Origin of the sequence: uncultured Pseudoflavonifractor sp., from assembly GCF_944387805.1 — a bacterium.
Classification (GTDB): Bacteria; Bacillota; Clostridia; order Oscillospirales; family Oscillospiraceae; genus Pseudoflavonifractor.
The window spans coordinates 90,548-102,619 of the sequence record NZ_CALXGI010000004.1; the positions used below are offsets into that span (position 1 = coordinate 90,548).

Sequence of the window (12,072 nt, forward strand, 5' to 3'; positions counted from 1 at the left end):
CCTCAAAAATCTCATCTCAGCGGTTGGCTTTGTCCACCTTGTCCAGAGCTTCGTCCACCTGCTTCTCATAGTCGGCGAACTTCTCCATCTGGTCGTTGGTGACCTCGTACTTGATCTTGGCCAGGGTTTCGAAAATGCCGGTGGCCTTGAGCTGAGAGAGGGGGATGGAGCGGGCGATGAGGGTCTTGGCGCCGTTGTACAGGCGCAGAATGACCTGCATCATCTTCAGCTGCTTCTCCAGGGGGACGTAAGTATCGATGGCGTTATAGGAGTTCTGCTGCAGGAAGCCTACGCGGATGAGCTTGGCGGTCTCAATGACCAGCTTCTGGTCCTCGGGCAGCACGTCCGCGCCGATCAGCTTGACGATCTCCATCAGCGAGGCCTCTTCCTGAAGGAGGTTGGCGATCTTGTTGCGGCAGGGGACAAAGTCGGTGCCCACGTTGGCGTCATACCAGGGCTTCAGGTCGGTGGTGTACTCCGAGTAGGAGGTCAGCCAGTTGATGGAGGGGAAGTGACGGGCATAGGCCAGAGCGCGGTCCAGGCCCCAGAAGGTACGGACATAGCGCTTGGTGTTCTGGGTGACGGGCTCGGAAAAGTCGCCGCCCTGGGGGGAGACGGCGCCGATAACGGTGACGCTGCCCTCCTTGCCCTCCAGGGTCTTTACATAGCCGGCGCGCTCGTAGAACTCGGCCAGACGGGAGGCCAGATAAGCGGGGAAGCCTTCCTCGGCGGGCATCTCCTCCAGACGGCCGGAGATCTCACGCAGAGCCTCAGCCCAGCGGGAGGTGGAGTCGGCCATCAGGGCCACATGGTAGCCCATGTCGCGGTAGTACTCGGCGATGGTCATGCCGGTGTAAACGGAGGCCTCACGGGCGGCCACAGGCATGTTGGAGGTGTTGGCAATCAGAATAGTGCGGTTCATCAGGGGCTGGTGGCTCTTGGGGTCCAGCAGCTCGGAGAACTCCTCCAGGGCCTGGGTCATCTCGTTGCCGCGCTCGCCGCAGCCCAGATAGACAATAATGTCGGCGTCAGACCACTTGGCCAGCTGGTGCTGGGTCATGGTCTTTCCGGCGCCGAAGGGGCCGGGGATGGCGGCGGCGCCGCCCTTGCCGATGGGGAAGAGGGTGTCGATAATCCGCTGACCGGTGATCAGGGGGCGGGAAATGGGCAGACGCTCGGCCATGGGCCGGGGGGTGCGGATACGGCAGTCCTGAGACAGGCAGAGCTTGTGCACCTTGCCGTACAGGTCGGTGACCTCCACCAGAACCTGGTTGACGTTGTAGCTGCCGCTGGGGAGGGCACGGGTCACCTTGCCCTCCACGCCGGCGGGGGCCAGGCAGCGGTGCTGGATGAGGGAGGTCTCCTGGCAGTAGGCGTACTGAGTGCCGGGGCGGATGGTGTCGCCCACCTTAACGGTGACGGTGGCGTCCCACAGCTTCTCCTCGTCCAGGGCGGAGATGTTGATGCCGCGGGTAATGAAGGGGCCGGCCTTCTCCTGAATTACGTTCAGGGGGCGGGCAATGCCGTCGAAGATATTGCTCAGCAGTCCGGGGCCCAGCTTGACGGACATAGGCGCGCCGGTGGTAGTGACGGGCTGACCGGGGGCCAGACCGGCGGTGTCCTCGTAGACCTGCACGGTGGTCACGCCGCCGCTCACGCCTACGACCTCGCCAATCAGACCCTCATTACCCACGTGCACCATGTCCATCATGGCCAGACCCTGGCCGCCGACGACGGTGACAACAGGGCCGTTGACGCCCTTGATAACATATTGGCTCATAGTATCATCCTCACAACAAACAGGTAATCAGGGACCGGGGACGCGGTCTTACTCCTCGGTCAGATCGTCGGACAGGGACAGGCCGAAAATCTCGGCAAAGTGTCCGTTCAGCTCGGCCATGGCGGTGCCGAAGGTGGCGTCCACCCGGCGGCCCAGGGAGGGGGACACGGCGGTCAGGCCGCCCAGCAGGACGGCGGGGTCGGCCTGAAACGTCACTTTGACCTTGCCCAGAGCGGCGGCAATGGCGTCGGACTGGTCCATATCCTCGGCACGCAGGTGGATGACAATGTCATCGGCGTGCTTCAGAGTATCCACGGCTTGGCAGGCCACCTCGGTCAGCCGCTTGCGGTATTCGGGGGTGGCGCTGTACGCGACGATGCGGTCCCGCACCGCCTCAAAGACCTCTTTTGCAATGGCCTCACGGCGGAGATAGAGGGCCTTTTTGTTGTCCAGCATGTGGCGGGAGACCTTGCGGCCCTCCTCGCTGCGGATGCGGGACACCTCGGTGCGGATATAATGGTAAGTCTCCGCCAGGATTTTGTCCTCGGCGGCGGAGTAGGAATTATCGTGCTGGGTCTTGACTTCGCTGAGGAGCCGGTCGGTCTCAGCGGTGGCCTCAGCCAGAAGCGTGGACGTAAAGTGGTCCAGCTTTTTGTTCAGTTCAGACATGAGAGAAAACCTCCTTTGGTTACAAAGAGGAGGACACAGGTCAAAGTTTGACCCCGATGGCCTCACGGATATAACGGGTGATGGAGTCGGAGGCACGGCCGGTGCTGTGACGGTCCGGAATTTCTACCACCAGAGGGATATGGCAGCTCATTTTCAGGGGCTCCAGCAGGTCGGAGCACTTGGACGCCAGGTTCTCCGTCACCAGGAGGACGGCGATGTCAGGATCTTCCGCAGCGGCCTGAATGGCCTTGCGGGCCTCGGGAACCTCCCGGACCACCACGCCCTCGATACCCGCCAGACGCAGGCCCACCTGGGTATCGGTGCTGTCAGTGATAACAAAATACTTCATATAGACCTCCATGCGCCTTTCGGCGCGCAGTCAGGAATAAAACCTCCGGCGGATGGAGGACCCCGCCGCTGTCCGCCCGGGGGCAGACAGCGGCGGAAGCCGGGCCAGAGAGACTGTGCCGGCTCCCGCGCAGGGGAGGTTTTGGCCGGCGCCGCCCATCGGGACGGGCCGGCCAGGGGGAACAGTCGCCTGTCGTATTAGGTGAACAGGAGGAGCAGGGCCACAATCAGGCCGTACAGGGCGACGCCTTCAGCCAGGCCGACGAAGATCAGAGCCTTACCAAAGGCCTTGTCGTTCTCGGAGATGGCGCCCAGAGCGGCGGAGGCGGAGGAAGCCACGGCGATACCGCCGCCGATGCCGGACAGACCCACGGCCAGAGCGGCGCCGATGTACTTCAGGCCCATCATGATGCCGTTGGCAGAGGCGGTAGCGGCCTCAACGGACACGTCGGCAGCGCCGGCGGCGCCGCCGATACCCACCACGGTGCACAGCACCAGGCAGCCGAAGAAGGAACAGACATTGGCCATCAGGGCGTTCTTGGCGCGCTTGCCGGTGTACTTGCGCACGCCAATCAGGAACAGGGGGCAGAAAACGGCAAAGGTAGCCAGAAGAAGAACCACGTATTTCATTGTTATTGACCTCCTAAAATCACTTGGAACCTATATTCAGCCCGTTGGGCAGAATAAAAGATGCTGATTATCCCGAAAACGGCGCTCAAGCCGCGCTGCGGGATGCGTAGTCGATGATCTTGGGCTCATAGGCCACGCCGCCGTCGTCATAGAAGCGGCCGAACAGCTCATAGAACTCAAGACGGAGCACCTGAATGCCCACCAGCAGGCCCTCAAAGCCCATGACGAACAGGTTGCCCAGGACCATGACGATAATGCCGCCCGGGCTGGCCAGGCCGCCGGCCATGTTGGCCAGCATTTGGACCACCAGCATCAATCCCACGTGGGTGATGGCGTAGGCGCCTACACGCATGAAGGACAGGGTGTTGGTGAGGAAGGACAGGCAGGTTTCAAACAGCTCAAAGAAGCCGGTGACAATCAGACCGCCGATTTTGATCTCCTTCCACTCAGGATTGCCCTCCAGCATAAGGGAGAGAGGCTCCTTGAAGAGGATGACCACCAGGGGCAGCACGATGACGGGCAGGACATAGGCGGGAACGAACAGGTTCACACCGAAGAGCAGGGTGGATACGGCAGCGCCGATGAGGCCCAGGTAGAACACCATGCCGGCCACGCCGTTGGGCCCGAAGAGAATCTTCTCGAAATTGTGCTGGCGGATGCCGTTGATGATGTTGAGCACCATGACAAAGGCCAGCATAATCACACCCAGGACAATGGACATGACCAGCAGCAGCAGAACGTTGCTGACCTCGCCCATACCGGAGAGAACGCTCTCCTCCATAATCTTAAAGCCGGGGAGAATTTCTTCCAGGCCGAATACGCTGCCGTAAATGCAGCCGAATATGGCGCCGGACAGGCCGCAGCAGGTGATGATATTGCCCAGCCACATCTTCTTCCACTTGGCCAGCACAAAGCCGATCACAGCCAGACACAGCCCCTGGCCCAGGTCACCGAACATAATGCCGAAGAACAGGCAGTAGGTGATGGCCATAAAGACGGAGGGGTCAATCTCGTTATAGGCGGGCAGACCGTACATCTCCAGGAAGGGCTGGAAGACCCGGCCCAGGAAGGAGTTCTTCAGTTTGGTGGGAGGGGTCATGTCGGGCAGATCACCCGCATTGTCCACCACACAGGAGAGCCGGTCAAACTTGTTCAGCTTGGTCTGAATCTCCTCAAGCTTGTCGCTGGGCACCCAGCCCATGAGGTAAAAGGTCTCGCGGGAGTGGGCGGCGAAGCGGCGCATGTCGTAGGCGTCGTTCATGTAGCGCAGGTAGCAGTAGTCGGCCAGCAGCCGGTCGTGCTCGGCAGGCTTGAGGCCGAAGATGTCCTGCTTGGCCTGCTCGGCGGCCTTCTCCGCGGCCTCTGCCTCGGCGGTCAGCTCGATAATAGCCTGATCGGCGGAGCCGCGGGCGTGGGCATCGATGTGAAGCCGGACAAAGTGGAGGGAGTTGAAGAGGGCGTCCACCTTTTCGTGGGCGGCCTTGGTGGTGAAATACACGCCGTAGACCAGCTTGGACTCAATGCTGGTGGGGAAGAAGAGGATGTTGTCGTCCTCGTTGAGGGCCTGCTGGAAACTGTCGTAGGTCTCACGGGGCAGGTAACCAAACCGGAACCGGGAGAAGTCCAGGTTCCAGAGGTCCTCAAGGTTGGCGGCGACGCCCTTCAGCTTCTGCAGCTGGAGCACCAGGTTGCGGTCGTTCTTGGCCTCCTGAAGGAGGTCCTCACGCTTCTGGGTCAGATCGTTGACTCGCTTCTCCAGGGTGTCGAAGTAGTCGGCAAAGTTGGCGGGGTCATCCCCCAGAGCGGACTCAAAGGGCTCATACTCCAGGGGGATACCGGCCTCGTCCGCCACCTGTTCGGCCCGGCGGAGGAGGGTGGTATAGGGGTTATTCAGCTCAAAGGGACGAAGCCCTTTGACATCCTTCATGGTCTGAAGGGTGTTTTCCGGGTGGAACTCCTGATTGATGACGCACTCACGCACCACTGTGTCAAACTGATCCAGGGGTCCCGCAATGGTGAGTAACTTCATCGGGATGACTGACAAACAGACCATCTCCCTTTTCTTTCAGACTTTACGGGTGGGGGGCTATTCGCCTACAAGACGGGCGAAGTCCTCATCGTAATGGGCACCATATTTGACTGACTCAATGACGTTCACCAGAGCCTTCAGTTCGGTGGACTTCACATTCAGGTAGGAAACAGCAGTGTAGATGGAGGGCGGGCCGGAGACCAGCTGCCGTTTATTAAAGGTATAGAAGGAACGGCGGTAGCAGTCCTCCACACTGGCTACGTCCTGAGCGGTAAAGCGCCCGGCATAAGGGGTATCCTGCAGTACTGCGAATACCTGAGAGACGTCGGAAGCGTCGCACATGGCCTTGATTTTCTCCGGCTTGAGCTTGTAATTCATGGGGAAAAGGGCCGAGTAGTACTGGTCATCGCCGGGGAAGTAGGCCTTAAGCCGGAGAATATGGATAATGTTGAGCAGGTCCACCCGTTCTCCCATGCCCCGCAGCAGCAGCGACTTGGTCTCGCCGGTGTAGGACTTATAGATAATGCGGTAGATATAGGAGAAGTAGGTGGAGCGGAGGAGAGCCTCCGTGGTGGTGTAATCGGGCAGCACGTCCGGGTTGTCAGGCCGGATGTGGAGGAGAGGCTCGTAATAGATGCTGCCCTGAACCGCAGCGAGAAGTCCGTTGTAGTCCTTACAGGCGATGAGAGCCTTCCGATTTACCTTGAAGGGCAGGTTGGGCATGGCGAGAACGCCGTCCCGGACCCGTCCGTGGGACTTGAGGCGGCGCAGGGTGGCCAGGATGGCCAGCAGCTCCGCCTGCCGCAGGGGAAATGCCACCAGATTCTTGTCAGGACGGGGGACAAAGTGGTTAAGTCCCTCGTACTCCCGCCAGATCTGAAGGCGAAGGGCATCCTCCAGCTCCATGCGGCCAACGTAGCCGGAGGAATTCATGGCGGACAGAGCGGCGGATACCGCAGCGGACCAGCCGGGCTGACCGCGGAGATAATCCAGGATGCTCTGCTCGCTGGACAGACCCGCCATGTGCTCAAAGTCAGAAAAACGAAGGCGCTTGCCGTACAGCGCCTTTACCTTGGCGGCAAGGGCACCGTATCGCATATAGCTGTCGATCATGTCACGACCACTCCTTTCTGCGCCCATAGGATAGAGGTGCCGGGCGCATCAGGACTGGCCGCCCACAATTCTGAGAAAGAGCGTGTCCACCCACTGGTCTTTGTTTTGCTGATAGGCCTGCTCCACTTTGTCCATGGCGTCCTTGAGACGCTTGTCCAGCTTTGCAATATCCTCCTCAGCGCCCTTCCGCTCGGCTTTTTCCACCGCTTCAATCCGGTGCTTGGCGCGGGCGAAATAGTCCTCCCGCATCTGGGAGATATCCCGCTTCAGGTCGGAGTCCAGAGACTGCTGCTTTTCCTGGGCCTCGCGGGCAATCTCCTGGGCGGTGTGCTCTGCGGCAATGATTCTGTTAACCAGCTCAATGTATTCCGTTTCCATACTGTATTGTCACCTCCGGGTGCGTTTCCCAAGTGGTACAGAAAACGCGCAAATAATTAGCTATGCATCAATTACACCTCATCATAGCACTTTGCATCAGGAATTTCCACTGGAAAATAGACAAAATTTTAAGCTCCGCAGCGCGAAGTATTCTGTCATTCGGCAAATAGGGAGACGCGGGAAAAGAAATGGTTGGACAAGCTGGAAAATGTGTGAAAAAGCTCTGCGGAAGGGCGTTTTGCCTCTCAACAGCACAGGCTGGAGGGGCGGTTCAACACGGGATAAAGATTTGGAGCGGCAGAGGATAAAACATATCCTTTCAGGGGGGAACGGCAGAAGAAAAAGCGCTGCTGCCCCTTGCGGCTTTGTTCCCGGCGCATTATAATAGGAATATTAAGCGGAGAACGGCTCCGTGCCCGCCGCCGGATGGCAGGCGAAACACAACGACAGGAGGAGATCTGCATGACAAAGCTGCTCCAGCTCTTGGAAGAGGACTGCACCCTTACCCATGAGCAGCTGGCCGCGATGGCAAATATGACGGTGGAGGAAGTGGATGCCGCCATTAAGAAATATGAAGAGGACAAGGTCATCCTGGGCTACCAGGCCATTGTGGACTGGAACACCACGGACCGGGAGGATGTAACCGCCCTCATCGAGGTGAAGGTCATCCCCCAGCGGGAAGAGGGCTTTGACCGCATCGCCGAGCGCATCTATCAGTATGATGAGGTGGAGGCTCTGTACCTGATGAGCGGCGCCTTTGACTTCACTGTGATTATCTCGGGCCGAACCCTGCGGGAGGTGGCCTCTTTTGTCAGCGACCGTCTGGCCCCGCTGGAGGGGGTTACCAGCACGGCCACCCACTTCATTCTGAAAAAATACAAAGAGAAGCACCTGATCTTTGAGAAGCAGGCGCCGGGAGAAAGGGAGTTTATTTTCGTATGAATTACCAGCAGATCATGTCCCAGCGGATTCAGGAGGTCCAGCCCTCCGGCATCCGCCGGTTCTTCGATATTCTGGAAGAGATGAAGGATGCCATCTCCCTGGGCGTGGGCGAGCCCGACTTCGTCACCCCCTGGCACATTCGGGACGCGGGAATCTACTCCCTGGAGAAGGGACGCACCCGCTATACCTCCAACGCGGGCCTGGCCGAGCTCCGGCGGGAGATTGCCTCCTATCTGGAGCGCCGCTTTGACCTGAAGTACGACTTTGCCAGCCAAATTGTGGTGACCGTGGGCGGCAGCGAGGGCATTGACCTGGCGCTGCGCTGCCTGGTCAATCCGGGAGATGAGGTCATCATCCCCGTGCCCTCCTTTGTGTGCTACGGGCCCCTGACTACCATGGCCGGGGGCACCCCCGTGCTGCTGGAAACCCGGGCGGAGGATGAATTCCGCCTCACGCCTGAGCTGCTGAAGAAGGCCATCACCCCCAGGACCAAGGCCCTGGTGCTGCCCTACCCCAACAACCCCACCGGCGCGGTGATGGAGCGGTCCGACCTGGAGGCCATTGCCGAGGTGCTGCGGGGCACCGACATCATGGTCATCTCCGACGAGATCTACTCCGAGCTGACCTACGGCATGCACCACACCTCCATCGCCAACATCCCCGATATGTATGAGCGCACCATCGTTATCAACGGCTTCTCCAAGAGCCACGCCATGACCGGCTGGCGCATGGGCTACGTCTGCGGCCCCAAGGACATCATCAAGCAGCTGCTCAAGCTCCACCAGTTCGGCATCATGTCCGCCCCCACCGTCAGCCAGTACGCCGCTGTGGAGGCCATGCGCAACGGCGACCGGGACATTGAGCGCATGCGGGAGGAGTACGACGGCCGCCGCCGCTACCTGGTGGAGGGCCTGCGCCGCATCGGCCTGCCCTGCTTTGAGCCCAAGGGCGCCTTCTATGTGTTCCCTGATATCCGCTCCACCGGGCTGAGCTCTGACGACTTCTGTGAGCGGTTCCTGATGGAGGAGAAGGTGGCCGTCATCTCGGGCACCGCTTTCGGCCCCGGCGGCGAAGGCTTCATCCGCTGCTGCTACGCCACCTCCATGAAGGACATCGCCGAGGCACTGACCCGCATGGACAACTTCCTCACCAACCTGCGCAAGAAGCAGGCCCGCGCCGCCGGGAACTGAGCGCGGCATCTATCAGCCCAGAGAAAGGGGACGCAGAGATGTACATTACCTGCCTGGATATGGAGGGCGTGCTGGTGCCGGAGATCTGGATTGCCTTTGCCGAGGCCAGCGGTATTCCTGAGCTCAAGCGCACCACCCGGGACGAGCCCGACTACGACAAGCTGATGAACTGGCGGCTGGGCGTGCTGAAGGAGCACGGCCTGGGCCTGAAGGAGATTCAGGAGACCATCGCCTCCATCGACCCGCTGCCCGGGGCAAAGGAATTTCTGGACGAGCTGCGCAGCTTCACCCAGGTGATCATCCTCAGCGACACCTTTGAGCAGTTTGCCCAGCCGCTGATGAAGAAGCTGGGCTGGCCCACCCTGTTCTGCAACACCCTGGAGGTGGCTCCCGACGGCATGATCACCGGCTTCAAAATGCGCTGCCCCCAGTCCAAGCTGACCACGGTCAAGGCTCTCCAGTCCATCGGCTACGACACCATCGCCTCGGGCGACAGCTTCAACGACCTGGGCATGATCCAGGCCAGCAAGGCGGGCTTCCTGTTCCGCAGCACGGAGCAGATCAAGGCCGACTATCCCCAGATTCCCGCCTGCGAGGAATTTGGCGATCTGCTTGCAGCCATCCGCAGCGCCATGAACTGACCAGCCGGAACGCCGGCGGAAAGTGAGTGATAGACATGGAGAGATGCTTTGACGGACTGCCCTTTGGTCCGGCTGACATTCTGCTGCCCCAGAACTGTGAATATTCCAAGTGGGCGGTGGCCCCATGCGACCAGTATACCTCCCAGCCGGAGTACTGGCAGCGGGTGGAGGAGTACGTGGGCGCCGCCCCCTCCGCCCTGCGGCTCATCCTGCCTGAGAGCTGCCTGGAGGGCCCGGATGTGGAGACCGATATCATGGACGTGAACAACACCATGACCCGCTACCTGCGGGAGGGACGGTTCCGCACCCTGCCCGACGCCATGATCTACGTGGAGCGGACCCTGCCCGGCGGACGGACCCGCCGGGGGCTGCTGGGCATGGCGGACCTGGAGCAGTACGACTATGAGCCGGGCTCCGGCGCCCTGATTCGGGGGACGGAGGGCACTGTGCTCAGCCGTATTCCGCCTCGGGTGGCGGTACGGAAAAACGCGCCTATTGAGCTGCCCCATGCCATGCTGCTGGCCGACGACCCGGACTGCACCATTATGGACCCGCTTACCACCGCCAGGGACGAGCTGGAGGTGCTGTACGACTTTGAACTGATGGAGCAGGGGGGACACCTGAAGGGCTGGCTGCTGGGAGACAGGGAGAAGGCCGCCGTGGCCTCCGCCCTCCGTGCGCTGGCTGACCCCGCCGCCTTCCGACTGCGGTACGGCAGGGACAGCGGCGCGCCGCTGCTCTTCGCTGTGGGAGACGGGAACCACTCTCTGGCCACCGCCAAGGAGTGCTACGAGCGGCAGAAGCGGATCACGCCCCCGGAGCGGTGGGCTGCGCTGCCCGCCCGGTATGCCCTGTGCGAGCTGGTCAACCTCCACGACCAGTCCCTGGAGTTCCGCCCCATCCACCGGGTGCTCTTCGGCGTGGACCCGGATGACGTGCTCCGCCAGCTCCTGGCGGCCTTTCCCGGGGCCCACCTGGGGCCGGGGGAGGGACACGCCCTGTCCTTTGTCCACCGGGACGGCGCCGGCGTGGTGACGGTGCCCCATCCCACCTCCCGCCTGCCGGCGGGAACCCTTCAGCCTTTTCTGGACGACTATGTCATCGCCCACCGCTGCCGCATGGACTACATCAATGGAGCCGACGTGGCCCGGGAGCTTGCCGCCCGGCCGGGAAATCTGGCCTTCCTGATGCCCGCTCTGGACAAAAGACGGCTGTTTTCCATCATTCTGCACGACGGTGTGCTGCCCCGAAAGACTTTCTCCATGGGAGAGGCAAATGAGAAGCGCTTCTATCTGGAAGCGCGGAAAATCAGATAAAAGGCACATGGGGCGCGGGCGGCTGCCGTCCGCGCCCTGTGCCGGAGGAGAGCTGTATGGCCACAATGGAAGTGAGCGCCTTTGCCAAGCTGAATCTGACCCTGGACGTGCTGGGAGCCCGGCCGGACGGATACCACGAGCTGCGGATGGTGATGCAGTCCGTATCCCTCCATGATACCATCACTCTGGAGACGGGCACCGGCCGGGGGCTGACGGTAGAGACGGACAAGGAGTTTCTTCCCACTGATGAGCGGAATCTGGCCGCCGCCGCCGCACTCCGGTTCTGCGAGGCCACCGGCACGGACCTGGGGGGGCTGTCCCTGCGGATTGAAAAGCGCATCCCCGTGTGCGCCGGCATGGCCGGCGGCAGCACCGACGCCGCCGCGGTGCTCCGGGCGCTGAATGAGATGACGGGGGCCAATCTGCCGGCGGACCGGCTGGCGGAGATTGGCCAGCGGGTGGGGTCCGACGTGCCCTACTGCGTCCTGGGCGGCACCGCCCTGGCCGAGGGCAGGGGAGAGCGGCTCACCCCGCTGCCCCCGCTGCCGGAGTGCTATGCGGTGCTGTGCAAGCCGCCGTTTCCGGTGTCCACCCCTGAGCTCTTCGGCCGCATCGACAGCGTAAAGCTCCGCTGCCGCCCCGACACGGCGGGCATGCTGGAGGCCCTGGAGCACAGGGATCTGGAGGGGGTGGCCCGGCGGCTCTACAACGTGTTTGAGGACGTGCTTCCCGAGCGGAAGGCCGCTGAAATTGCCTCTATCCGCAATGCGCTCATCCAGTTCGGCGCTCTGGGCGCCTGCATGAGCGGCACCGGCCCCACCGTGTTTGGCCTGTTCCGCGATCCCGCCGCCGCCCACACTGCCTGGGAAGAACTGTCGGCATCCTACCGGGATACCTTCCTGACCCAGGTCATATAAACGGCAAAAAGCGGCCCGCTGTCCAAGACAGCGGGCCGCTTTGCTGTTGCTTAAAGAACCACTGGCTCTGCCAGTGGATAAAGAGCTTATAGCTATGGACAAAAAAAGGACTCCCCGAT

Annotated in this window: 12 protein-coding genes; 5 read left to right on the top strand and 7 right to left on the bottom strand. The window is 61.4% G+C overall.

What is annotated here, in order from left to right; all coding sequences use genetic code 11:
* Nucleotides 1-16: 16 nt before the first annotated feature.
* From Q0K06_RS02275 to Q0K06_RS02305, 7 genes are all read right to left on the bottom strand, one after another.
* Complete coding sequence (locus Q0K06_RS02275; protein WP_294548007.1) at nucleotides 17-1,780, bottom strand: V-type ATP synthase subunit A; 1,764 nt, start codon at nucleotides 1,778-1,780, stop codon at nucleotides 17-19.
* Nucleotides 1,781-1,828: 48 nt separating this feature from the next.
* Nucleotides 1,829-2,449, bottom strand: a complete 621-nt coding sequence (locus Q0K06_RS02280) for a hypothetical protein (RefSeq protein ID WP_294548010.1) — start codon at nucleotides 2,447-2,449, stop codon at nucleotides 1,829-1,831.
* A 40-nt stretch (nucleotides 2,450-2,489) separates the two neighbouring features.
* Complete coding sequence (locus tag Q0K06_RS02285) at nucleotides 2,490-2,798, bottom strand: V-type ATP synthase subunit F (protein ID WP_294548013.1); 309 nt, start codon at nucleotides 2,796-2,798, stop codon at nucleotides 2,490-2,492.
* 197 nt (nucleotides 2,799-2,995) lie between these two features.
* The gene (locus Q0K06_RS02290) at nucleotides 2,996-3,427 is read right to left on the bottom strand and encodes an ATP synthase subunit C (protein ID WP_294548022.1); all 432 of its coding nucleotides are present in this window, start codon (nucleotides 3,425-3,427) and stop codon (nucleotides 2,996-2,998) included.
* Nucleotides 3,428-3,512: 85 nt separating this feature from the next.
* Entirely contained in the window at nucleotides 3,513-5,480 is a 1,968-nt protein-coding gene (locus Q0K06_RS02295; protein ID WP_294548026.1) for a V-type ATPase 116kDa subunit family protein, read from the bottom strand.
* 33 nt (nucleotides 5,481-5,513) lie between these two features.
* Nucleotides 5,514-6,569 carry a V-type ATPase subunit gene (locus Q0K06_RS02300; RefSeq protein ID WP_294548029.1) on the bottom strand — a complete coding sequence of 352 codons (1,056 nt, stop codon included), beginning with the start codon at nucleotides 6,567-6,569 and terminating at the stop codon, nucleotides 5,514-5,516.
* Between the two features lie 48 nt (nucleotides 6,570-6,617).
* A complete protein-coding gene (locus Q0K06_RS02305) occupies nucleotides 6,618-6,947 on the bottom strand; it encodes a hypothetical protein (protein WP_294548031.1) in 330 nt (109 codons plus the stop codon).
* A gap of 462 nt (nucleotides 6,948-7,409) precedes the next feature.
* On the opposite strand from Q0K06_RS02305, the gene Q0K06_RS02310 reads away from it, so the two are divergent.
* From Q0K06_RS02310 to ispE, 5 genes are read left to right on the top strand one after another with little or no spacing between them, the layout of a single operon-like run.
* Nucleotides 7,410-7,889 carry an Lrp/AsnC family transcriptional regulator gene (locus Q0K06_RS02310; protein WP_294518202.1) on the top strand — a complete coding sequence of 160 codons (480 nt, stop codon included), beginning with the start codon at nucleotides 7,410-7,412 and terminating at the stop codon, nucleotides 7,887-7,889.
* The gene (locus Q0K06_RS02315) at nucleotides 7,886-9,079 is read left to right on the top strand and encodes an aminotransferase class I/II-fold pyridoxal phosphate-dependent enzyme (protein ID WP_294548033.1); all 1,194 of its coding nucleotides are present in this window, start codon (nucleotides 7,886-7,888) and stop codon (nucleotides 9,077-9,079) included. The genes Q0K06_RS02310 and Q0K06_RS02315 overlap by 4 nt, the downstream gene beginning before the upstream one ends.
* A 38-nt stretch (nucleotides 9,080-9,117) precedes the next feature.
* The gene (gene thrH, locus Q0K06_RS02320; RefSeq protein ID WP_294548035.1) at nucleotides 9,118-9,720 is read left to right on the top strand and encodes a bifunctional phosphoserine phosphatase/homoserine phosphotransferase ThrH; all 603 of its coding nucleotides are present in this window, start codon (nucleotides 9,118-9,120) and stop codon (nucleotides 9,718-9,720) included.
* A 35-nt stretch (nucleotides 9,721-9,755) separates the two neighbouring features.
* Nucleotides 9,756-11,036, top strand: coding sequence for a DUF1015 domain-containing protein (locus Q0K06_RS02325; RefSeq protein WP_294548037.1), 1,281 nt, complete (start codon nucleotides 9,756-9,758; stop codon nucleotides 11,034-11,036).
* Between the two features lie 56 nt (nucleotides 11,037-11,092).
* Entirely contained in the window at nucleotides 11,093-11,953 is an 861-nt protein-coding gene (gene ispE / locus Q0K06_RS02330; protein ID WP_294548039.1) for a 4-(cytidine 5'-diphospho)-2-C-methyl-D-erythritol kinase, read from the top strand.
* Nucleotides 11,954-12,072: the final 119 nt, after the last annotated feature.